Consider the following 22,164-nt stretch of genomic DNA (forward strand, 5'->3'; position numbering starts at 1 on the left):
TGACCCCGCTGCGGCGGGGTTTTCATTTGCTTTGCCACAAGGTTTCTCCTCTTTTATCAATTTGGGTTGTTATCAAATCGTTACGCAATGTTTGTGTTATCTTTAATATTCACCCTGAAGAGAATCAGGGCTTCGCAACCCTGTCATTAAGGAGGAGCTATGTCGTCAACCCTACGAGAAGCCAGTAAGGATACGTTGCAGGCCAAAGATAAAACTTACCACTACTACAGCCTGCCGCTTGCTGCCAAATCACTGGGCGATATCACCCGTCTGCCTAAGTCACTCAAAGTTTTGCTCGAAAACCTGCTGCGCTGGCAGGATGGTAACTCGGTTACCGAAGAGGATATCTACGCGCTGGTGGGATGGCTGAAAAATGCCCATGCTGACCGTGAAATTGCCTACCGCCCGGCAAGGGTGCTGATGCAGGACTTTACCGGCGTACCTGCCGTTGTTGATCTGGCGGCAATGCGCGAAGCGGTTAAACGCCTCGGCGGCGATACTGCAAAGGTTAACCCGCTCTCACCGGTCGACCTGGTCATTGACCACTCGGTGACCGTCGATCGTTATGGTGATGATGAGGCATTTGAAGAAAACGTGCGCCTGGAAATGGAGCGCAACCACGAACGTTATGTGTTCCTGAAATGGGGAAAGCAGGCGTTCAGTCGCTTTAGCGTCGTGCCGCCAGGCACAGGCATTTGCCATCAGGTTAACCTCGAATATCTCGGCAAAGCAGTGTGGAGCGAATTGCAGGACGGTGAATGGATTGCTTATCCGGATACACTCGTTGGTACTGACTCGCACACCACCATGATCAACGGCCTTGGCGTGCTGGGGTGGGGCGTTGGTGGGATCGAAGCCGAAGCCGCAATGTTAGGCCAGCCGGTTTCCATGCTTATCCCGGACGTAGTGGGCTTTAAACTCACCGGAAAATTACGTGAAGGTATTACCGCCACAGACCTGGTTCTCACCGTTACCCAAATGCTGCGCAAACATGGCGTGGTGGGGAAATTCGTCGAATTTTATGGTGATGGGCTGGATTCACTACCGCTGGCGGATCGCGCCACCATTGCCAATATGTCGCCAGAATATGGTGCCACCTGTGGCTTCTTCCCAATCGATGCTGTCACCCTCGATTACATGCGTTTAAGCGGGCGCAGCGAAGATCAGGTCAAGTTGGTCGAAAAATATGCCAAAGCGCAGGGCATGTGGCGTAAACCGGGCGATGAACCGATTTTTACCAGTACGTTAGAACTGGATATGAATGACGTTGAAGCGAGCCTGGCAGGGCCAAAACGCCCACAGGATCGCGTTGCACTGCCCGATGTACCAAAAGCATTTGCCGCCAGTAACGAACTGGAAGTAAATGCCACGCATAAAGATCGCCAGCCGGTCGATTATGTTATGAACGGACATCAGTATCAGTTACCTGATGGCGCGGTGGTCATTGCTGCGATAACGTCGTGCACCAACACCTCTAACCCAAGTGTGCTGATGGCCGCAGGTTTGCTGGCGAAAAAAGCTGTAACTCTGGGCCTCAAGCGGCAACCGTGGGTCAAAGCGTCGCTGGCACCAGGCTCGAAAGTCGTTTCTGATTATCTGGCAAAAGCGAAACTGACACCGTATCTGGATGAACTGGGATTTAACCTTGTGGGATACGGTTGTACCACCTGTATTGGTAACTCTGGTCCATTGCCCGATCCTATCGAAACGGCAATCAAAAAAGGCGATTTAACCGTCGGTGCGGTGCTGTCCGGCAACCGTAACTTTGAAGGCCGTATCCATCCGCTGGTTAAAACTAACTGGCTGGCCTCGCCGCCGCTGGTGGTTGCCTATGCGCTGGCGGGAAATATGAATATTAACCTCGCTTCTGAGCCTATTGGTCACGATCGTAAAGGCGATCCGGTATATCTGAAAGATATCTGGCCATCGGCACAAGAAATTGCCCGTGCGGTAGAACAAGTCTCCACAGAAATGTTCCGCAAAGAGTACGCAGAAGTTTTTGAAGGCACAGCAGAGTGGAAGGAAATTAACGTCACACGATCCGATACCTACGGTTGGCAGGAAGATTCAACCTATATTCGCTTATCGCCTTTCTTTGATGAAATGCAGGCAACTCCAGCACCTGTGGAAGATATTCACGGAGCGCGGATCCTCGCAATGCTGGGGGATTCGGTTACCACTGACCACATTTCTCCGGCGGGCAGTATTAAGCCCGATAGCCCGGCGGGGCGATATCTACAAGGTCGGGGTGTTGAGCGCAAAGACTTTAACTCCTACGGTTCGCGGCGTGGTAACCATGAAGTGATGATGCGTGGCACCTTCGCCAATATTCGCATTCGTAATGAAATGGTGCCTGGCGTTGAAGGGGGGATGACGCAGCATCTACCTGACAGTGATGTCGTCTCTATTTATGATGCCGCGATGCGCTATAAGCAGGAGCAAACGCCGCTGGCGGTGATTGCCGGGAAAGAGTATGGATCAGGCTCCAGCCGTGACTGGGCAGCAAAAGGTCCGCGTCTGCTTGGTATTCGTGTTGTGATTGCCGAATCGTTTGAACGAATTCACCGTTCGAATTTAATTGGCATGGGCATCCTGCCGCTGGAATTTCCGCAAGGCGTGACGCGTAAAACGTTAGGGCTAATCGGGGAAGAGAAGATTGATATTGTCGATCTGCAAAGTCTACAACCCGGTGCGACGGTTCCGGTGACGTTTACGCGCGCGGATGGTAGCCAGGAAGTCGTACCCTGCCGTTGTCGTATCGACACCGCGACGGAGTTGACCTACTACCAGAACGACGGCATTTTGCATTATGTCATTCGTAATATGTTGAAGTAACGAGTATTTGCTTGCCGGTTATTTTGCTTCCGGCAAGCAAATGAATTACACAATGCAAGAGGGTTATTTGTTCAGCAAATGACCCATTTTCTCGGCTTTGGTATCGAGATAATGTTCGTTATTAGGGTTACGACCTACAATCAACGGTACGCGTTCAACAATATTAATCCCTGCTTCGGTCAGAATTTCGACTTTTTTCGGGTTGTTGGTTAACAAGCGGACTTCATTGACGCCAAGGAGTTTGAACATATCAGCGCAAAGAGTGAAGTCGCGCTCATCAGCGGCGAAGCCTAACTGGTGGTTAGCCTCTACAGTATCGTAACCTTGATCCTGCAGTGCATAAGCGCGGATTTTATTCAGTAGACCAATGTTACGACCTTCCTGACGGTGATACAGCAAAATACCACGGCCTTCTTCGGCAATTTGCGTCAGTGCCGCTTCGAGCTGGAAGCCACAATCGCAGCGCAAGCTGAACAGGGCGTCACCGGTCAGACATTCGGAATGGACGCGCGCAAGTACCGGGGTATGCCCGGAAATATCGCCATAGACTAGCGCGACATGATCGTGTCCGGTTGCCAGTTCTTCAAATCCCACCATCAGGAAATCGCCCCATGGGGTTGGCAGTTTGGCTTCTGCCACACGTTTAAGCTGCATGAAATTCTCCAGATAATGCTGGTTCTGTATTGGCTTATTTTGCCATAACGAGAAGGGGTTCACCTAATCACGACGCGTCGATCGTTCACGGAATGGCACAAATCTGTCAATTTTTCCTGGAACTGGCATTTTCAGTTATGATTGTGGGACTTATCAAAAAGGAGATGCCATGCGTTCGATTGCCAGACGTACCGCAGTGGGAGCTGCACTATTGCTTGTTATGCCAGTAGCTGTATGGATTTCTGGCTGGCGTTGGCAACCAGGAGAACAAAGTTGGCTGTTAAAAGCGGCTTTTTGGGTTACTGAAACCGTTACCCAACCCTGGGGTATCATCACGCATCTGATTTTATTCGGCTGGTTTCTCTGGTGTCTGCGTTTTCGCATTAAGGCCGCCATTATGTTATTTGCCATTCTGGCGGCGGCGATCCTTGTGGGACAAGGTGTTAAATCCTGGATCAAAGACAAAGTTCAGGAACCACGACCTTTTGTTATCTGGCTGGAAAAAACACATCATATTCCGGTTGATGAGTTCTACACTTTAAAGCGAGCAGAACGCGGAAATATAGTGAAAGAACAGTTGGCTGAAGAGAATAATATCCCACAATATTTGCGTTCACACTGGCAGAAAGAGACGGGGTTTGCCTTTCCTTCCGGTCACACGATGTTTGCTGCCAGTTGGGCGCTGTTGGCCGTTGGTTTGCTATGGCCGCGTCGGCGAACGTTAACTATTGCTATCTTGCTGGTCTGGGCAACCGGAGTCATGGGAAGCCGCCTGCTGCTCGGGATGCATTGGCCACGCGATCTGGTGGTAGCTACGTTGATTTCGTGGGCGCTGGTGGCGGTAGCAACGTGGCTTGCACAACGAATTTGTGGGCCATTAACACCACCTGCGGAAGAAAATCGCGAAATTGCGCAACGAGAACAAGAAAGTTAACGCTGGTTGATTTTCCGAATTTAGCCCTTAAATCATCAACAATGCGCGTGGTTGCCATTTCGCAGACGGCGCGAAAATGGTACTTTAAAGGGCTATTGCGGTAAGTTGACCATAATTTATTCGCTCTAACCACATAACGGGAAGTAATGTGAAATATTTACTCATTTTCTTACTGGTGTTAGCGATCTTCGTGATTTCAGTCACGTTAGGTGCGCAGAACGATCAACAGGTGACGTTTAATTATCTGTTAGCGCAAGGGGAGTACCGTATTTCCACATTGCTGGCGGTATTGTTTGCTGCGGGGTTTGCTATCGGTTGGCTGATTTGCGGCCTGTTCTGGCTGCGAGTTCGTGTTTCCCTGGCGCGCGCTGAACGTAAAATAAAGCGACTGGAAAACCAGCTTTCACCCGCGACTGACGTGGCTGTAGCGCCGCATTCGTCAGCGGCGAAGGAATAACTTTCTATGCTGGAGTTGTTGTTTCTGCTTTTGCCTGTAGCCGCTGCCTATGGCTGGTATATGGGCCGCAGAAGTGCGCAACAAAACAAGCAAGATGAAGCCAACCGCTTGTCGCGTGATTACGTAGCGGGGGTTAATTTTCTGCTTAGTAATCAACAGGATAAGGCGGTAGACCTGTTTCTCGATATGCTTAAAGAGGATACGGGTACCGTTGAAGCCCACCTTACGCTCGGAAACCTGTTCCGTTCGCGTGGCGAAGTTGATCGCGCTATTCGCATCCATCAGACCCTAATGGAAAGCGCCTCGCTGACCTATGAACAGCGTCTGTTGGCGATTCAACAGCTGGGGCGTGATTACATGGCCGCCGGGTTATACGACCGCGCGGAAGACATGTTCAATCAACTGACCGATGAAACTGACTTCCGCATTGGCGCGCTGCAACAGTTGCTACAAATCTACCAGGCTACCAGCGAGTGGCAGAAAGCAATTGATGTTGCCGAACGCCTGGTGAAGCTGGGTAAAGATAAGCAGCGCGTCGAAATTGCTCATTTCTACTGCGAGATAGCCCTACAGCATATGGCCAGCGACGATCTCGATCGTGCCATGGCCTTGTTAAAAAAAGGTGCGGCGGCAGATAAAAACAGCGCCCGCGTATCCATCATGATGGGGCGCGTATTTATGGCGAAAGGAGAATACGCCAAAGCCGTCGAAAGTTTGCAACGCGTGATATCCCAGGACAGAGAACTGGTCAGCGAAACGCTGGAAATGCTGCAAACCTGCTACCAGCAGTTGGGTAAAACTGCCGAATGGGCAGAGTTCCTGCAGCGCGCGGTGGAAGAGAACACCGGTGCCGATGCTGAACTAATGCTTGCGGACATCATCGAAGCGCGCGACGGTAGTGAGGCCGCACAGGTCTATATTACGCGTCAGCTTCAGCGTCATCCGACCATGCGTGTGTTCCATAAGCTAATGGATTACCACTTAAATGAAGCGGAAGAAGGGCGTGCCAAAGAGAGTCTGATGGTGCTGCGTGACATGGTTGGCGAGAAGGTGCGTAGTAAGCCTCGTTATCGCTGCCAGAAATGTGGTTTTACCGCATACACCCTCTACTGGCATTGTCCATCTTGTCGGGCCTGGTCAACCATTAAACCGATTCGCGGTCTTGATGGCCTGTAATTTTTAAAAAAATCCGACTTTAGTTACAACATACTAATTATTGATGTTCCATTGTGCTCCGGTAACTCGGGCGCAGAAAAGCCTGCCAGGGGAGAAATCGCAACTGTTAATTTTTTATTTCCACGGGTAGAATGCTCGCCGTTTACCTGTTTCGCGCCACTTCCGGTGCCCATCATCAAGAAGGTCTGGTCATGACGTTAACTGCTTCATCTTCTTCCCGCGCTGTTACGAATTCTCCTGTGGTTGTTGCCCTTGATTATCATAATCGTGATGCCGCGCTGGCCTTTGTCGACAAGATCGACCCACGCGATTGTCGTCTGAAAGTCGGCAAAGAGATGTTTACGCTGTTTGGACCTCAATTTGTACGCGAACTTCAACAGCGTGGTTTTGATATCTTCCTCGACCTGAAATTTCACGATATTCCCAACACTGCAGCGCACGCTGTCGCTGCTGCAGCTGACTTAGGCGTGTGGATGGTGAATGTTCACGCCTCCGGTGGGGCGCGTATGATGACCGCAGCGCGTGAGGCACTCGTCCCGTTTGGCAAAGATGCACCGCTTTTGATTGCTGTGACGGTGTTGACCAGCATGGAAGCCAGCGACCTGGCCGATCTTGGCGTGACGCTGTCACCTGCAGATTATGCAGAACGTCTGGCGGCACTGACGCAAAAATGTGGCCTTGATGGTGTGGTGTGTTCTGCTCAGGAAGCTGTGCGCTTTAAACAGGTATTCGGTCAGGAGTTCAAACTGGTTACGCCGGGCATTCGTCCGCATGGGAGTGAAGCTGGTGACCAGCGCCGCATTATGACGCCAGAACAGGCGTTGGCGGCTGGTGTTGATTATATGGTGATTGGTCGCCCGGTAACGCAATCGGTAGATCCAGCGCAAACGCTGAAAGCGATCAACGCCTCTTTACAGCGGAGTGCATGATGAGTGATTCCAACAGCCGTCTGGTCTACTCAACGGAAACCGGACGTATTGATGAGCCAAAAGCGGCCCCTGTACGCCCTAAAGGTGACGGTGTGGTGCGTATTCAGCGTCAGACCAGTGGACGTAAAGGTAAGGGCGTTTGCTTGATTACCGGTGTCGATCTCGATGATGCCGAACTGACAAAACTGGCAGCGGAACTGAAGAAAAAATGCGGCTGCGGCGGGGCAGTTAAAGATGGAATTATTGAAATCCAGGGTGATAAGCGCGATTTATTAAAATCACTGCTTGAAGCGAAAGGGATGAAGGTAAAACTCGCCGGCGGTTAACATAAAAAGCCACGGATATATCCGTGGCTTTAGAATATTTTACTGTGTGTATTATTCAGTTATTTCGTACTGAACAGAATCAAGCGTATTATAATTGCGAGTCGATAATCGACATTTATTTACGATTATTTACCGACCTGGTGACCAATAACACCACCGACGGCTGCACCACCTAATGTACCCAGCGTACTGCCATCGGTCAGTACTGCACCGCCTAATGCACCTGCGCCCGCGCCAATTGCGGTGTTACGGTCTCGTTTAGACCAGTTAGAACAGGCACTCAGAGACATTGCCAGGGTAATTGCCAGAACAGCCGCGGTCATTTTTTTGCTCGTTACAAACATAATACTCTCTCCTGAATTTATGATTCACGGAAGTAAGCTCTCTATAACTATAATAGCTAAGAATAAGCCTGGTGAAATTATTCCGTGAAATCCGCTCGCGCGCAGGGTTATATCACGCAGGTGATAATGACTTCCTGTTATATCGCTGATAATAATTTTATATCTTGAGAGTGTTAATAACAGGTAAATAGTCTTAATTATCAACCAGGAATCATCTTAGAGCGGATGATTTGCAAAACAGCAAATCATCCGTAGAGAAGGGAAATGGTTAAATGTCAACGACGTGAACGGTGAGTTTACTGTGCTCAAGATGCATCAGATCGCTGGCGCGTATTTTCGAATCGGTAATCACGCGATTGAATCGCTCAACGGGGCCGATGGAGTATGAATGTACAGCACCAAATTTCGAGCTGTCAGTCAGGACTATCGCTTCGCACTCTTTTTCCAGCACGGCATTGACCACATCGGTACGCATCATATCGCGACCGGTAAACCCAGTTTCAGGTTGCCAGCCATCAATACCAATAAATGCTTTGCTGAAATGCACCTGTTGGATGCACTGGCGTGTCAAAGGACCAACCATACTTTCGCTTTTTTTCTGGTACACGCCACCGAGCAAAATGACTTCACAAGGCGCGTCTTTCAGCAAATGCGCGATGTAGCTGCTGACCGTGATGATCGTGACATTTTTCTTCTGCTCGCCCAGAGTCCGGGCGAGCAGGGCATTGCTGCTGCCATTTTCGATAAAGATGGTTTCGCCCGGTTGAACCAGTGACGCGGCAAACTCGGCGAGTTCACGCTTCAGCGTATAGTTGTTCATCATACGGGTTTCGACGTCATCACTATCAAGCGAAACTGCAAAACCATGTGCACGGCGGAGGTAACTCAGTTTTTCGAGGGTGTTGAGATCCTGGCGAATGGTAACTTCAGAAACTCCAGTGGCTTTTGCCAGATCGGTTACGCTAACCTGACCCTGGTCAATGACCATCTGTAGAATAGTTTGTTGTCGGGAATTCATCGCTGTAATTCTTATAACGTTATAATACTTAATAAAAAAATACTGACGCGCCGGGCATCCTCAAATAGGAAAACCTGAAGGCACGATTGTTAAATCTCCCACGGTGCCTTCGGGATGTCTGGCGTAGATTCAGCAACCTGGCGCAAGAGTTCTGCTTTAAGTATCTCGAGATTATGGATCGCAGAGTGGTAATCGCCTGCCACAAGGATATCTAACACAATATCAATACGTTCGGCAACGCGCTGGGCATCAAATTCAGACATCAAGGACATCCTTATAGCAAAAGGGAGAAAATGAATAATGCAAAAATTGCCGCTAAAAGAGAAGTGTTTAACAGCAACGGTTAATTATCATCCGGGAATACGATATATAATTACAGAATATATCGCTAAGTATATATATTCATCTACTTATGCGCGCTTCAGATAGCGTTTATACCAGCGTTCGAAGGCGACGGCGGGCATCGGTTTGGCAAACAAAAATCCTTGCCGCTCATTGATCCCGTTCTTGGTTAAAAAAGCATCTTCCTTTTTACTCTCCACTCCTTCAGCGATCACCTGAAGATTCAATGCCTGGGCCACAGCGACGATCGCCCGGACCAGCGACTGCGATACAGGTTGTTTGTGAATATCTCGAACAAAAACCTGGTCAAGTTTAATCGCATCGATCGGAAAGCGCGCCAGTTGCGAAAGTGAAGAGTAGCCGGTACCAAAATCGTCCAGATGCACTTGCGCACCTAGTTGGCTAAATTGTTGAATAACAGACAGTGCCAGTTCATCATTCTCAATCAGGCAGCTCTCCGTCAGTTCAACATCAATAGGGCAGTATTCAAAATTGAGTTCCTGGAGAACCTGTTTCAGGGCGGTGAAAATGGTTTGATCGGCGAGCTGACGTGCAGAAATGTTTACCGCCACTCGCAGGTTAATGCCTTTATCCCGCCACTTCGCCACCTGGCGTACGACATCGAGAATCACCCAACGGCCTAAAGGCACAATTAGCCCTGACTCTTCGGCGTAGGAAATAAAGTCCAACGGTGGAATCAACCCACGTTCAGGTGACTGCCAACGTACTAAAGCTTCCAGACTGCGTACTTCGCCACGCCAGGTGATTTTCGGTTGATAGTGAATAACCAACTGATCGTTTTCCAGTGCTTTACGCAAGTTGGTATCCAGCCAGAGATATTCAAATACCCGCTGATTCATTTCTGGGGTAAAAACGCAAAATTGTCCTCGTCCGCCTTCCTTCGCTGTGTACATTGCTGTGTCGGCGTGACGAATAATAGCCGCGCTGTCCGAACCATGTTCGGGAGAGAGTGAAATACCCACTGAACAGCTGGTATAAACTTCAATTAAACCAATGCGGAATGGGAGTCGTAAGCGGGTCAAAATTCGTGATGCCATTGCTTCCAGCGCGCTTTGTGAGGTATTGGATGCCAGTACCAGAAACTCATCGCCACCTGGACGCGCCAACACCTGATCATGTTCGAGACAGCTTAAAATGGCCAATGACACTTCGCGTAATAGCTGGTCACCAAACAAATGCCCATAAGCGTCGTTGACCTTTTTAAAATTATCCAAATCAATATACACAACCCCAACTTTATTGTTATCTGCCTGATTAATGGCGTGATCGATTAACTCCTGCATTGCGTTACGATTCGGCAGTCCGGTGATACTGTCGGTATTTGCCAGAATACGCAGTCGCTCCTGAGCGCGGCGCTCTTCGGTAATGTCGGTGCCGGAACAGATTAAAAAAATCTCGTTCTTGCCACTGCCGCTGTGGACAAATTTATTGCGAAACAGAAACAGCCGCTGGCCTTTACGTGTTGGTATCCACAGTTCGACTTCATATGCATTGCCGCTTCGAAAAAATACACGGTTATTGCGCCTGGATGCCGCAGCTTCACGACGGCTCATAAACAGTTTAAACACGCTTTGCCCAATGACGTCGTGTTCTTTCAACCCTGTGTAATCTTCACATAACCGATTGAAGCGTTGGATATTCCCCCGACTGTCGAGAATCACTATTGCGGAATGTGCTTCAGAAACTACCTGCTCAGCAAAGGAAAGCCCGTGTGATAAATCACGAGCAACCGCCGGTGTATCATGCCATGCCGACGCGTTGCCAGCCCATTCCCGTTTATTGATTTTTCGTCCTACCAGATGCACAGAAAGATCGCTTTCATCGACGGTCAGACTCATCATCAGGCTGGAAGTGATGACCGTCATTTCCCTGATGCGAGCAGCCTGTTCGGCAGATAACTGCAACGTACGTTCAGGTTCTGTGGTTTCGGTGGTAGAAAAGCGCAAAACATCGCTGCTTTCCGTCAACCGCCAGTATGGATTGTGCGATCCGAGAAAGTTGTACAACGTTGTGGACTCCCTAACGGTTTTCATGATGCATATCCTCCGGTTAACAGCGGAGTCCGCGGTTAAATAAAAGGAACAACATGACTTACATGAAATTAACGGCGGCTAAACGCATTGTTTTTTTTATCTATTTATTTGTAATCCAGTTTTGGAAAAACGCCAGTTTTCAAACGAAAGTCAGTTAAAAATCTGCCGGGATATGGCGAAGGTGGAGCGGGGAAATAAACGGCCCATTCATGAGGAATGGGCCGTGAAAGGAGATTACGCGACCGGGCGTGCAATAATGCTGCGGGTTTCCATGCGGACTTCGGCAATGGTGACGTCAATAACGTCGGTCACTTTGTAAGCCGTTTCACCTTTAATTTGTACAGTGCCGTTTTCCTGGCTGCAAACCAGTTCATCGCGCACAGCGTGTAAGAAAGGTGCTGGAATAAAGGCGATAGCGCCGTTATCAACCAAACGCACACGCATGCCGCCACGGCTGATATCGACAATTTCCGCCGCGAAACGGGTGTCAGTCCCGGCTTTGTCTTTCAGGAAGCGCGCGTATAACCAGTCGCCAACATCACGTTCTGCCATTCGGTTGAGACGGCGACGCTCGGCCATTTGGACAGTGATTTCATCCTGCGGACGCGTCGCAGTTTCGCCTTTGATAACCGCTTTCAGCAGACGGTGGTTGATCATGTCGCCATATTTACGGATTGGCGAAGTCCAGGTGGCGTATGCTTCCAGACCGAGGCCAAAGTGAGGACCGGGTTCAGTGCTAATTTCAGCAAATGACTGGAAGCGACGAATGCGGCTGTCGAGGAAACCAGTTGGTTGCGCATCCAGTTCACGACGCAGTTTGCAGAAACCGTCCAGCGTGAGCACTTCTTCGGCATTGACATGCAGACCATGGGTTTTCAGCAACGCCGCCAGCGCGTCGGCATTCGCCGGATCAAAGCCCATATGCACGTTATAGATGCCAAAACCGAGCTTATCGCGCAGTACGCGGGCCGCACAAATGTTCGCGGCAATCATCGCTTCTTCGACGATACGATTGGCAATGCGACGAGGCTCGGCGACGATATCCAGCACTTCACCTTTTTCACCGAGAATAAAGCGGTAATCCGGGCGATCTTTAAATACCAGTGCGTGGTTATTACGCCACTCGCCACGGCGTTGGCAAATTTGCGCTAACAAACGGACTTGTTCGGCAATTGCTTCACTTTCAGGCTGCCAGTCACCGGTATTTTCCAGCCAGTCAGAGACCTGGTCATACACCAGCTTCGCTTTGGATTCGATGGTGGCGGCAAAGAATTCGATATTATCTTCAATGGTGCCATCAGCGGAGAGCGTCATGCGGCATGCCAGCACCGGGCGGACTTCATTGGCGCGCAGTGAGCAGAGATCGTCAGAAAGCTCGCGAGGCAGCATAGGGATGTTGAAGCCAGGCAGATAGTTGGTGAATGCGCGAATTTTCGCGGTTTTGTCCAGCTTGCTGCCTTCAGCAATCCACGCGGTTGGATCGGCAATCGCCACAATCAGCTGCAGTTTGTCATCCGGCAACGCCTTAGCGAAAAGGGCATCATCCATATCTTCTGTGCTGGCACTGTCGATGGTGACAAAATCCAGCGCTGTCAGATCTTCACGAACCAGACCTTCATCAAGCATTTCTGTAGCGACGCCGTCTGGTGCTTCTTTTTCCAGGTTATGGCGCGCCAGGGTAACCCACCACGGTACAAAGTGGTCGTCACCAAAAGTGATGTATTGTGTTAGTTCAGCATAGAAAGAACGATCGCCTTTCAACGGATGACGGCGCATTTCGGCAACCGCCCAGTCGCCTTCTTTAAACTCGTGGTTCAGGCCACGGGCTGCGCGGCAAGGAATGGCGTCTTTTAAGAGTGGATGATCAGGAACGATGGCCAGACGGTCATTTTTGCCCTGAACTTTACCCACGAAACGAGTCAGAAACGGTTCAACCAGTTCTTCTGGCTCTGCGGATTCACGTTCTTTTTCACTGTGGATCACCGCGATAATTCGGTCGCCATGCATGACTTTTTTCATCTGCGGCGGCGGAATGAAATAACTTTTTTGCGCGTCGACTTCCAGGAAGCCAAAGCCTTTTTCTGTGGCTTTTACCACCCCTTCAGCGCGTGGCGTCTGGGAATGCAGTTGCTGTTTAAGCTGCGCTAGCAGCGGGTTGTCCTGAAACATAATTGTCTATTTTGGTGGCCATTAGAGCTGCTGACAGTTTTACGCGAATCTGTCTGACGCGGCAAGGTTAATATGTCTCACCCAACGCGATTTTTAAGCGATTTATCCAGCCACACAGCCCGCTCCATACCAGCAGATTAATAATCTGCGTTGATGATTTTTCGTGTTCGAGTAATGGGCTGAACTGGGCGGCGCTAAAGCGATCGGGTGCTCGGGTCAGCCATTGTATCGCCTGAACGGTAGCGCGCTCAACAGAATCACGGTCAGCCCATTGGTTAATTTCATTTTCGCCCTTACGGAGAAGGGGGCTGATTTTTTTATATTCATTTGATGAATTCATACAGGCGGCAAAACAAGCAGGACTGCCATTAATACGCGCGCATAACAACGCCGCAAGCTTATTATCCGGCTGTGTATTGACCCGTGTGCTGTTTAACAACTTTTCGAGAAGGGAAAGTGAAATAGGGTGGAGAGAGAGCGTTTCAGCCAGTTGGCACAGTTCTGCAGTTGAACTTTTTGTCTGTTCTTCAGGGAGTTTTTCCACCTCATAGCAGCTTCGCCAGCGTATTGATTCAACCGTAAACAGTGACGCGTCGGCGTAGTTTTGTATCTCCAGACCGGGTAACCAGCGTACCGGATGCCCGAGATAAGCCTGAAATGTCGCAATTGTCCGCGCCTGAAAGCCAATAAAACCAATTATTTGGTTGATTATCACACAGTCCCAGGCAGTAAGACCGACGTCATTCAGATGTTGGCGCGATCGGTTGTCGATAATAGAAGGCGAGCTGGCCAGTTGGCGGGCATATTGCGTGATTTGTGCCAACCGATGATTACTTTCCCTGGAGGAATCAGGACCGGGGAGCGGCGTAAGTCGCGCCGAATAGTAGTTACATAACCGCTGGACGCCGCAAACCTGAGCAACCGTCAGGGCCGTCGACAAGCGTTCATAAGCGGTGAAGGTCTGTGAACGGGTCACAGTAAGCTGGTCAGGGAACAACTCCGCTGCAAGAATGCGCGCCGGGACCATCCATGAAAGGAAGGGGGCCAGCGTTTCCTCATCAAGGATCACGTCGAGCAGAAAGGGATCGCGAACCTTTGCGGCTTCCGGGACCAGAGGCAGAACGTCATTCTCCGCAGTACTGGATTGCGTTTCATGATACCAGTGGCTTTTGCCGGTGATGTGGCGTTGTTCCATGGGCGCTCCTTGGTCGTAAAGGAAATCGTTATCCTGACGCAAGGCGGGAAGGGGAGAAAGACGGATCGGCGATAACAAATATCAGAAAGGTATAACAGAGATAACGGGCGGCAGAACGCCGCCCATCTTGACCAACAGAACGATTATTTCAGTTCGAGTTCGTTCATTGCAGCGATGCTGAAACCGCCGTCAACGTGGACCACTTCACCGGAGATACCGGCAGAGAGATCGGAGCACAGGAATGCCGCAGAGTTACCCACATCTTCAATAGTAACGGTACGGCGAATCGGGGTAACGGCTTCGCAATGAGCCAGCATTTTGCGGAAGTCTTTGATACCGGAAGCCGCCAGAGTACGGATCGGACCAGCAGAGATGGCGTTAACACGCACACCTTCCGGACCCATCGCGTTCGCCATATAGCGCACGTTCGCTTCCAGAGACGCTTTTGCCAGACCCATAACGTTGTAGTTCGGGATAGCGCGCTCAGCGCCAAGGTAGGAAAGGGTCAGCAGGGCAGAGCCCGGATTCAGCATGGAGCGGCAAGCTTTTGCCATTGCAACGAAGCTGTAGGAGCTGATGTCGTGGGCAATTTTGAAGCCTTCACGAGTAACGGCGTTAACATAGTCACCATCCAGCTGATCGCCCGGTGCAAAACCAATGGAATGTACAAAGCCGTCAAATTTCGGCCATACTTTACCCAGTTCAGCGAACATGGTGTCGATGCTGGCATCTTCTGCAACATCGCACTGCAGAACGATGTCAGAACCCAATTGAGCGGCAAATTCTTCTACGCGGCCTTTCAGTTTGTCGTTCTGGTAGGTGAATGCCAGTTCAGCTCCTTCGCGGTGCATCGCCTGAGCGATACCGTAGGCGATGGACAGTTTGCTGGCAACACCGGTTACCAGAATGCGCTTACCGGAAAGAAAACCCATAGCTTTAATCCTTATTGTTGATACTTGTTGTGCCTGAAAATCAGGCGATTCGTCGTTTTAGTAAACAGTACGAACAGATAAACGGTTATTATAATCAACCTGGCTGTGGGTGGCTATAGTTGCGCTTTCTGTAGCGGAGAGAAGCTGCGGTACAGAGCATTTTGCGTTATCTACTCCTGACGCCTGCAAGGGGGAGGTTGGGGAAATATCTTATAGAATCTGACTTTGAAACTATTCGTATTAGCTCCGATAAGTTTGATGATGAAAACAGAACTGGCGACAACAAGTCGCTGTCTTTCTGATGAATTGACTCCAACTTAATATTGTCAACTATCTTCACAGAATCTCCACAATCTCTTCATTATCAGAATATGCATCATGAATAAATAAAAATACTTTCCATTACTTTGGAGAAACGTATAATTAGCAAAAATGAGAATGATCATTCTCACTAAGTGATAGGCCAGGAGACAGAAATGACCAGCAAGCTGGAGATACGCCACAAACAGCGTCAGGATGAAATCATTAACGCCGCCCGTCGGTGTTTTCGTCGCTGCGGATTTCATGCCGCCAGTATGTCGCAAATTGCCAGTGAAGCTCAGCTTAGCGTGGGTCAGATATATCGCTACTTCGCCAACAAAGACGCCATTATTGAAGAGATGGTTCGCCGTATCATCGACTTTCGTATTGCCCAAATGGACATTGACGCGCGTACCGATCACTTCCCGGAAGTCCTTGCCTTGCGTAAATCCTTAAATGAGGACGACGACGCGCTGATGCTGGAAGTGGCTGCAGAAGCCACACGCAACCCGCGGGTTATGGCAATGCTTGAAGAAGCTGACGCCAGAATGTTCGCTAACGGTTGTGCACATATGAAAAGAATGCATCCCCATCTTAGCGACGAGCACATTCGTTGCTGCGTTGAAGTGTTTGCTACCATGATGGAAGGTACGGTTTATCGTCGTTTAACACCGCAAAAAAGCGATCCACAACATCTGCAGGAAATATATCAGGATATTGTTAGTATGTTGATAAATAAATAAGAACAGAATTAACCAATAGCGGGGGATATTAATCCCCCTTATTTCATTGCGAAATTCATTTCGCGATGCGGGTTCGTTATAACTGAATATCCCTGACATATCCTCATTAATTTCAATGAGGAGGGTATTTCTCACCCTGGAGAAAATAATGAAGTATATAGCAACATCTGTAGTGGCAATGCTGCTCTTATCGGGTTGTGATAATACGCAAAGTAACAATTCATCCCCGTCAGAAACAGAAGTCGGCGTTGTTACGCTCAAATCTCAACCGGTTTCGGTAGTCAGTGAATTAACCGGACGCACCAGTGCTGCGCTCAGTGCTGAAGTACGTCCGCAGGTTGGGGGAATTATCCAGAAACGCTTATTTAAGGAAGGTGATCTGGTCAAGGCTGGACAACCTCTCTACCAGATTGATGCGGCCAGTTATCAGGCTGCATGGAATGAAGCCCGGGCAGCATTACAACAAGCACAGGCACTGGTAAAAGCCGATTGCCAGAAAGCGCAGCGTTATGCCCGACTGGTGAAAGAGAATGGTGTTTCACAACAGGATGCTGATGATGCTCAGTCTACCTGTGCACAAGATAAAGCCAGTGTAGAGGCGAAAAAAGCCGCACTGGAAACTGCGCGCATTAATCTTGACTGGACCACGGTAACCGCACCGATTTCGGGGCGTATTGGTATTTCGTCGGTAACCCCTGGCGCACTGGTGACCGCGTCGCAGGATACAGCGTTAACGACTATTCGTGGTCTGGATACAATGTATGTCGACCTCACTCGCTCCAGTGTCGATTTATTACGTCTGCGTAAACAGTCACTGGCGACCAACAGTGACACCATGAGCGTCTCACTTATTCTGGAAGATGGCACAACCTACAGCGAAAAAGGGCGTCTGGAACTCACCGAAGTCGCTGTAGATGAGTCTACCGGTTCGGTGACATTACGGGCGATTTTCCCCAATCCACAACAGCAGTTATTACCGGGAATGTTTGTTCGCGCTCGTGTCGATGAAGGCGTGATGGAAGACGCTATTCTCGCGCCGCAACAGGGCGTCACGCGCGATGCTAAAGGCAATGCAACTGCGCTGGTGGTGAATAAAGACAATAAAGTAGAGCAGCGAACGCTCGAAACGGGAGAAACGTATGGTGATAAATGGCTGGTGCTGAACGGCCTGCACAACGGCGACCGACTGATTGTTGAAGGTTCTGCCAAAGTCACTTCAGGGCAGACCGTCAAGGCTGTTGAAGTTCAGGCTAATGGAGGCAACGCCTGATGTTTTCGCGCTTTTTTGTTCGCCGCCCGGTCTTTGCCTGGGTTATCGCCATTTTGATTATGTTGGCGGGGATTCTGGCTATTCGCACATTGCCCGTCGCGCAATATCCTGACGTTGCGCCACCGACCATTAAAATTTCAGCCACTTATACTGGTGCTTCTGCCGAAACGCTGGAGAACAGCGTGACTCAGGTTATCGAGCAACAACTCACTGGGCTTGATAATTTACTCTATTTCAGCTCAACCAGTAGCTCTGATGGTTCGGTCAGTATTAATGTGACCTTTGAACAAGGTACCGATCCAGATACTGCACAGGTTCAGGTGCAGAATAAAATTCAGCAGGCGGAGTCGCGCCTACCCAGCGAAGTGCAGCAAACGGGTGTTACGGTGGAGAAATCACAAAGCAACTTTTTGCTGATTGCTGCCGTGTATGACACCACTGACAAAGCCTCCAGTTCGGATATCGCCGACTGGCTGGTCAGTAACGTTCAGGACCCCCTGGCGCGTGTTGAAGGTGTGGGGAGTCTGCAAGTCTTTGGCGCGGAATACGCTATGCGCATCTGGCTTGACCCGGCCAAACTGGCGTCTTACTCGCTAATGCCTTCAGACGTGCAAAGTGCTATTGAAGCGCAAAACGTGCAGGTTACTGCCGGGAAAATAGGGGCATTGCCTTCACCGAATACTCAGCAACTGACCGCAACGGTACGTGCGCAGTCTCGCTTGCAGACGGTGGATCAGTTCAAAAATATTATCGTGAAAAGCCAGTCAGACGGCGCAGTTGTTCGTATAAAAGATGTGGCTCGCGTTGAGATGGGCAGTGAAGATTATACCGCTATCGGCAAACTTAACGGTCACCCGTCTGCCGGGGTTGCTGTAATGCTTTCGCCCGGTGCGAATGCGCTGAATACGGCGACGCTGGTCAAGGATAAGATTGCCGAATTCCAGCGGAACATGCCGCAGGGATACGACATCGCATACCCGAAAGACAGCACTGAATTTATTAAAATCTCTGTAGAGGACGTAATTCAGACGCTGTTTGAAGCCATCGTATTGGTGGTTTGCGTGATGTATTTATTCCTGCAAAACCTGCGTGCCACACTGATTCCGGCGTTAGCTGTCCCCGTCGTTTTGCTGGGCACATTCGGCGTTCTTGCGTTGTTTGGCTATTCGATTAATACCCTGACGTTGTTTGCAATGGTGCTGGCGATCGGCTTGCTGGTGGACGATGCCATTGTGGTGGTGGAGAACGTCGAACGCATTATGCGTGACGAAGGGTTGCCCGCGCGTGAAGCCACGGAAAAATCAATGGGCGAGATTTCTGGCGCACTGGTTGCCATTGCGCTGGTGTTGTCAGCCGTATTCCTGCCTATGGCCTTCTTTGGGGGATCTACGGGGGTAATTTATCGTCAGTTTTCGATAACCATTATCTCCGCAATGCTGCTTTCCGTGGTAGTGGCATTGACCTTGACTCCCGCCCTGTGCGGTTCCGTCCTCCAGCATGTTCCGCCACATAAAAAAGGCTTTTTCGGCGCATTTAACCGCTTTTATCGCCGTACTGAAGATAAATATCAGCGAGGCGTAATTTATGTCCTGCGCCGTGCTGCTCGAACGATGGGGCTTTATGTCGTACTGGGTGGTGGAATGGCCCTGATGATGTGGAAACTGCCGGGCAGTTTCTTACCCACTGAAGACCAGGGCGAAATCATGGTGCAGTACACGCTGCCGGCCGGGGCGACCGCTGCCCGTACAGCAGAAGTGAATCGCCAGATTGTTGACTGGTTCCTGATTAATGAGAAAGCAAATACCGATGTCATCTTTACCGTTGATGGTTTCAGTTTTAGCGGCAGCGGACAGAACACCGGGATGGCGTTTGTTTCGTTGAAAAACTGGTCTCAACGTAAAGGGGCAGAAAACACCGCCCAGGCTATCGCCCTACGGGCTACCAAAGAGCTGGGCACAATTCGTGATGCCACGGTATTTGCGATGACGCCGCCAGCCGTTGATGGGCTGGGCCAAAGCAATGGTTTTACGTTTGAATTGTTAGCTAACGGTGGAACCGATCGTGAAACACTGCTGCAAATGCGTAATCAGTTGATAGAAAAAGCGAATCAAAGTCCGGAGTTACATTCTGTACGCGCCAATGATTTGCCACAAATGCCGCAATTGCAGGTAGATATTGATAGTAATAAAGCGGTGTCATTAGGGTTGAGTTTGAATGATGTCACCGACACCCTGTCCAGTGCGTGGGGCGGTACTTATGTGAATGACTTTATTGACCGTGGTCGTGTGAAAAAAGTCTACATTCAGGGCGACAGCGAATTTCGTTCCGCGCCGTCAGACTTAGGTAAATGGTTTGTGCGCGGCAGCGATAACGCCATGACACCATTCTCTGCTTTTGCGACCACCCGCTGGCTGTATGGACCGGAAAGACTGGTGCGCTACAACGGCTCGGCAGCCTATGAAATTCAGGGCGAAAACGCGACTGGCTTTAGTTCCGGCGATGCAATGACAAAAATGGAGGAACTGGCAAACAGTCTTCCTGCGGGAACAACATGGGCCTGGAGTGGTTTGTCATTGCAGGAGAAACTGGCCAGCGGTCAGGCATTAAGTCTGTATGCAGTTTCTATTCTGGTGGTTTTCCTCTGCCTTGCAGCACTGTACGAAAGCTGGTCAGTCCCGTTCTCGGTCATTCTGGTGATCCCTCTGGGGCTTCTTGGCGCGGCGCTGGCGGCCTGGATGCGTGATTTAAACAACGACGTTTACTTCCAGGTAGCGCTATTAACTACTATCGGCTTGTCGTCGAAAAACGCCATTCTGATTGTGGAATTTGCTGAAGCGGCGGTTGCAGAGGGCTATTCCTTGAGTCGTGCGGCATTACGCGCGGCGCAGACTCGTTTACGCCCAATCATCATGACCTCGCTGGCGTTTATTGCGGGGGTAATGCCGCTGGCGATAGCAACCGGCGCAGGGGCGAACAGCCGCATCGCCATTGGTACGGGCATTATTGGCGGCACGCTGACCGCTACATTACTGGCCATTTTCTTCGTTCCTCTGTTTTTTGTACTGGTGAAACGTTTGTTTGCCGGTAAACCGCGCCGTCAGGAGTAAGTTATGTTGCGTCGTTCTCTTATTTTTCTGGTGTTGTTGAGTGCGGGATGTGTCTCGCTCGATCCTCACTACAGTACGCCTGAATCCCCAATCCCGGCGACCTTGCCGGGAGCACAGGGCCAGGGGAAGGCAATCAGCCATGACTGGCAGCAGGTGATCCACGATCCCCGATTGCAGCAGGTAGTAACCATTGCACTGAACAGTAACCGCGATGTGCAAAAAGCGATTGCTGATATTGACTCAGCACGGGCGCTCTATGGGCAAACTAATGCGTCGTTATTTCCGACGGTGAATGCGGCCTTAAGTTCGACTCGCAGTCGTTCGCTGGCGAATGGTACGGGAACAACTGCCGAGGCTGACGGCACGGTGTCCAGTTATACGTTAGATCTGTTTGGTCGTAATCAGAGTTTATCTCGGGCGGCGCGGGAAACCTGGCTTGCCAGTGAATTTACAGCCCAGAACACTCGTTTAACGCTGATTGCTGAAATCAGCACCGCCTGGCTGACACTGGCGGCTGATAACAGCAACCTGGCCCTGGCAAAAGAAACGATGGCCAGTGCAGAAAACTCATTGAAAATTATCCAGCGCCAGCAACAGGTTGGCACGGCGGCAGCGACAGATGTCAGTGAGGCGATGAGTGTTTATCAGCAAGCGCGCGCCAGCGTTGCCAGCTATCAGACACAAGTGATGCAGGATAAAAATGCGCTGAACTTACTGGCAGGTACAACGCTTGCGGAAAATCTGCTACCGGGAACACTGGAAAGCCTGCCGGAACAAATGATAAGTCTGGTTCCTGCGGGAGTATCATCTGATGTTCTGCTGCGTCGCCCGGATATCCAGGAAGCGGAACATAATTTGAAGAGCGCCAATGCAGATATTGGCGCGGCGCGGGCTAACTTTTTCCCGACGATTTCGCTGACTGCCAGTGCCGGTGTGGGCAGTGACGCATTGTCGTCGTTGTTCAGCCACGGAATGCAGATCTGGTCATTTGCACCATCGGTCACATTACCGCTGTTCACTGGCGGAAGTAATCTGGCGCAGCTTCGTTACGCAGAAGCACAAAAGCGTGGGCTCATTGCCACCTATGAAAAAACCGTTCAGAGCGCATTTAAAGATGTCGCTAACGCACTGGCGCGGCGGACCACGCTTGAAGAGCAACTGGATGCACAGCGCCAGTATGTTAAAGCTGAGCAACAAACGGTCGATGTTGGCTTGCGTCGCTATCAGGCGGGTGTTGGTGATTACCTGACCGTGTTGACGGCGCAGCGCAGCTTGTGGAGCGCACAGCAGGAGCTGCTGGCACTGCAACTGACTGATTTTACAAACCGAATCACGCTCTGGCAGTCGCTGGGCGGCGGCATGTCATCACTCAAGTAAGG

20 protein-coding genes are annotated in these 22,164 nt (G+C 50.3%); 12 read left to right on the forward strand and 8 right to left on the reverse strand.

Features of this window, described 5'->3' with window-relative positions:
• Positions 1-159: 159 nt before the first annotated feature.
• Positions 160-2,835, forward strand: coding sequence for an aconitate hydratase AcnA (gene acnA / locus HEN33_RS02370; protein ID WP_176262645.1), 2,676 nt, complete (start codon positions 160-162; stop codon positions 2,833-2,835).
• A gap of 63 nt (positions 2,836-2,898) precedes the next feature.
• Here the strand turns inward: acnA and ribA are convergent, their stop codons facing one another.
• A complete protein-coding gene (ribA, locus tag HEN33_RS02375; protein ID WP_001176295.1) occupies positions 2,899-3,489 on the reverse strand; it encodes a GTP cyclohydrolase II in 591 nt (196 codons plus the stop codon).
• 169 nt (positions 3,490-3,658) lie between these two features.
• Between ribA and pgpB the strand changes: the two genes are divergently transcribed.
• The 5 genes from pgpB (at position 3,659) to yciH (ending at position 7,311) form a co-directional block, all read left to right on the forward strand.
• On the forward strand, positions 3,659-4,423 hold the full coding sequence (pgpB, locus tag HEN33_RS02380) for a phosphatidylglycerophosphatase B (protein ID WP_105288039.1): 765 nt from the start codon (positions 3,659-3,661) through the stop codon (positions 4,421-4,423).
• A 148-nt stretch (positions 4,424-4,571) separates the two neighbouring features.
• Complete coding sequence (lapA, locus tag HEN33_RS02385; RefSeq protein ID WP_000876284.1) at positions 4,572-4,880, forward strand: lipopolysaccharide assembly protein LapA; 309 nt, start codon at positions 4,572-4,574, stop codon at positions 4,878-4,880.
• 6 nt (positions 4,881-4,886) lie between these two features.
• A complete protein-coding gene (lapB, locus tag HEN33_RS02390; protein ID WP_000891336.1) occupies positions 4,887-6,056 on the forward strand; it encodes a lipopolysaccharide assembly protein LapB in 1,170 nt (389 codons plus the stop codon).
• Positions 6,057-6,247: 191 nt separating this feature from the next.
• Positions 6,248-6,985 (forward strand): orotidine-5'-phosphate decarboxylase, encoded by a 738-nt coding sequence (gene pyrF / locus HEN33_RS02395; protein ID WP_176262648.1) that lies wholly within the window; start codon positions 6,248-6,250, stop codon positions 6,983-6,985.
• Positions 6,985-7,311, forward strand: a complete 327-nt coding sequence (gene yciH / locus HEN33_RS02400; protein ID WP_001353236.1) for a stress response translation initiation inhibitor YciH — start codon at positions 6,985-6,987, stop codon at positions 7,309-7,311. Before pyrF ends, yciH begins: the two co-directional genes overlap by 1 nt.
• Positions 7,312-7,436: 125 nt before the next feature.
• On the opposite strand, the gene osmB is transcribed toward yciH, so the two are convergent.
• The 3 genes from osmB to HEN33_RS02415 form a co-directional block, all read right to left on the reverse strand.
• A complete protein-coding gene (gene osmB / locus HEN33_RS02405) occupies positions 7,437-7,655 on the reverse strand; it encodes an osmotically-inducible lipoprotein OsmB (protein ID WP_000498253.1) in 219 nt (72 codons plus the stop codon).
• Between the two features lie 268 nt (positions 7,656-7,923).
• Positions 7,924-8,673 carry a DNA-binding transcriptional regulator YciT gene (gene yciT / locus HEN33_RS02410; protein ID WP_001088604.1) on the reverse strand — a complete coding sequence of 250 codons (750 nt, stop codon included), beginning with the start codon at positions 8,671-8,673 and terminating at the stop codon, positions 7,924-7,926.
• 89 nt (positions 8,674-8,762) lie between these two features.
• On the reverse strand, positions 8,763-8,936 hold the full coding sequence (locus tag HEN33_RS02415; protein ID WP_001288368.1) for a YciZ family protein: 174 nt from the start codon (positions 8,934-8,936) through the stop codon (positions 8,763-8,765).
• Between the two features lie 37 nt (positions 8,937-8,973).
• On the opposite strand from HEN33_RS02415, the gene ymiD reads away from it, so the two are divergent.
• Entirely contained in the window at positions 8,974-9,102 is a 129-nt protein-coding gene (gene ymiD / locus HEN33_RS26250; RefSeq protein WP_213160361.1) for a protein YmiD, read from the forward strand.
• Here ymiD and pdeR read toward each other — a convergent pair.
• Positions 9,084-11,069 (reverse strand): cyclic di-GMP phosphodiesterase, encoded by a 1,986-nt coding sequence (pdeR, locus tag HEN33_RS02420; protein ID WP_176262644.1) that lies wholly within the window; start codon positions 11,067-11,069, stop codon positions 9,084-9,086. The genes ymiD and pdeR overlap by 19 nt on opposite strands.
• 53 nt (positions 11,070-11,122) lie before the next feature.
• Here pdeR and HEN33_RS02425 point away from each other — a divergent pair, with 53 nt between their 5' ends.
• A complete protein-coding gene (locus HEN33_RS02425) occupies positions 11,123-11,227 on the forward strand; it encodes a hypothetical protein (RefSeq protein ID WP_000221855.1) in 105 nt (34 codons plus the stop codon).
• 76 nt (positions 11,228-11,303) lie between these two features.
• Here HEN33_RS02425 and rnb read toward each other — a convergent pair whose 3' ends face one another.
• From rnb to fabI, 3 genes are all read right to left on the reverse strand, one after another.
• A complete protein-coding gene (gene rnb / locus HEN33_RS02430; protein ID WP_176262643.1) occupies positions 11,304-13,238 on the reverse strand; it encodes an exoribonuclease II in 1,935 nt (644 codons plus the stop codon).
• Between the two features lie 67 nt (positions 13,239-13,305).
• Positions 13,306-14,433, reverse strand: a complete 1,128-nt coding sequence (locus HEN33_RS02435; protein WP_176262642.1) for a carboxymuconolactone decarboxylase family protein — start codon at positions 14,431-14,433, stop codon at positions 13,306-13,308.
• A gap of 143 nt (positions 14,434-14,576) precedes the next feature.
• On the reverse strand, positions 14,577-15,365 hold the full coding sequence (fabI, locus tag HEN33_RS02440) for an enoyl-ACP reductase FabI (protein WP_000506490.1): 789 nt from the start codon (positions 15,363-15,365) through the stop codon (positions 14,577-14,579).
• A gap of 476 nt (positions 15,366-15,841) precedes the next feature.
• Between fabI and HEN33_RS02445 the strand changes: the two genes are divergently transcribed.
• The 4 genes from HEN33_RS02445 (at position 15,842) to HEN33_RS02460 (ending at position 22,162) form a co-directional block, all read left to right on the forward strand.
• Complete coding sequence (locus HEN33_RS02445) at positions 15,842-16,408, forward strand: TetR/AcrR family transcriptional regulator (protein ID WP_000202113.1); 567 nt, start codon at positions 15,842-15,844, stop codon at positions 16,406-16,408.
• Between the two features lie 148 nt (positions 16,409-16,556).
• Positions 16,557-17,678, forward strand: a complete 1,122-nt coding sequence (locus HEN33_RS02450; RefSeq protein WP_000873802.1) for an efflux RND transporter periplasmic adaptor subunit — start codon at positions 16,557-16,559, stop codon at positions 17,676-17,678.
• Complete coding sequence (locus HEN33_RS02455; protein WP_000492814.1) at positions 17,678-20,785, forward strand: efflux RND transporter permease subunit; 3,108 nt, start codon at positions 17,678-17,680, stop codon at positions 20,783-20,785. The genes HEN33_RS02450 and HEN33_RS02455 overlap by 1 nt, the downstream gene beginning before the upstream one ends.
• Before the next feature lie 3 nt (positions 20,786-20,788).
• Positions 20,789-22,162: an efflux transporter outer membrane subunit gene (locus HEN33_RS02460; protein ID WP_000946226.1), complete on the forward strand. Its 1,374-nt coding sequence runs from the start codon at positions 20,789-20,791 to the stop codon at positions 22,160-22,162.
• The last annotated feature ends 2 nt before the right edge of the window (positions 22,163-22,164 follow it).

This window comes from Escherichia sp. 94.0001 (assembly GCF_013369155.2).
GTDB lineage: Bacteria > Pseudomonadota > Gammaproteobacteria > Enterobacterales > Enterobacteriaceae > Escherichia > Escherichia coli_F.

Excerpts from the sequence above, each read along its gene's own strand:
- acnA (WP_176262645.1), top strand. The coding sequence starts at position 160 with ATGTCGTCAACCCTACGAGAAGCCAGTAAGGATACGTTGCAGGCCAAA.
- ribA (WP_001176295.1), bottom strand. The coding sequence starts at position 3,489 with ATGCAGCTTAAACGTGTGGCAGAAGCCAAACTGCCAACCCCATGGGGC.
- pgpB (WP_105288039.1), top strand. The coding sequence starts at position 3,659 with ATGCGTTCGATTGCCAGACGTACCGCAGTGGGAGCTGCACTATTGCTT.
- lapB (WP_000891336.1), top strand. The coding sequence starts at position 4,887 with ATGCTGGAGTTGTTGTTTCTGCTTTTGCCTGTAGCCGCTGCCTATGGC.
- pyrF (WP_176262648.1), top strand. The coding sequence starts at position 6,248 with ATGACGTTAACTGCTTCATCTTCTTCCCGCGCTGTTACGAATTCTCCT.
- yciH (WP_001353236.1), top strand. The coding sequence starts at position 6,985 with ATGAGTGATTCCAACAGCCGTCTGGTCTACTCAACGGAAACCGGACGT.
- osmB (WP_000498253.1), bottom strand. The coding sequence starts at position 7,655 with ATGTTTGTAACGAGCAAAAAAATGACCGCGGCTGTTCTGGCAATTACC.
- yciT (WP_001088604.1), bottom strand. The coding sequence starts at position 8,673 with ATGAATTCCCGACAACAAACTATTCTACAGATGGTCATTGACCAGGGT.
- HEN33_RS02415 (WP_001288368.1), bottom strand. The coding sequence starts at position 8,936 with ATGTCTGAATTTGATGCCCAGCGCGTTGCCGAACGTATTGATATTGTG.
- ymiD (WP_213160361.1), top strand. The coding sequence starts at position 8,974 with ATGCAAAAATTGCCGCTAAAAGAGAAGTGTTTAACAGCAACGGTTAAT.
- pdeR (WP_176262644.1), bottom strand. The coding sequence starts at position 11,069 with ATGAAAACCGTTAGGGAGTCCACAACGTTGTACAACTTTCTCGGATCG.
- HEN33_RS02425 (WP_000221855.1), top strand. The coding sequence starts at position 11,123 with ATGACTTACATGAAATTAACGGCGGCTAAACGCATTGTTTTTTTTATC.
- rnb (WP_176262643.1), bottom strand. The coding sequence starts at position 13,238 with ATGTTTCAGGACAACCCGCTGCTAGCGCAGCTTAAACAGCAACTGCAT.
- HEN33_RS02435 (WP_176262642.1), bottom strand. The coding sequence starts at position 14,433 with ATGGAACAACGCCACATCACCGGCAAAAGCCACTGGTATCATGAAACG.
- fabI (WP_000506490.1), bottom strand. The coding sequence starts at position 15,365 with ATGGGTTTTCTTTCCGGTAAGCGCATTCTGGTAACCGGTGTTGCCAGC.
- HEN33_RS02445 (WP_000202113.1), top strand. The coding sequence starts at position 15,842 with ATGACCAGCAAGCTGGAGATACGCCACAAACAGCGTCAGGATGAAATC.
- HEN33_RS02450 (WP_000873802.1), top strand. The coding sequence starts at position 16,557 with ATGAAGTATATAGCAACATCTGTAGTGGCAATGCTGCTCTTATCGGGT.
- HEN33_RS02455 (WP_000492814.1), top strand. The coding sequence starts at position 17,678 with ATGTTTTCGCGCTTTTTTGTTCGCCGCCCGGTCTTTGCCTGGGTTATC.
- HEN33_RS02460 (WP_000946226.1), top strand. The coding sequence starts at position 20,789 with ATGTTGCGTCGTTCTCTTATTTTTCTGGTGTTGTTGAGTGCGGGATGT.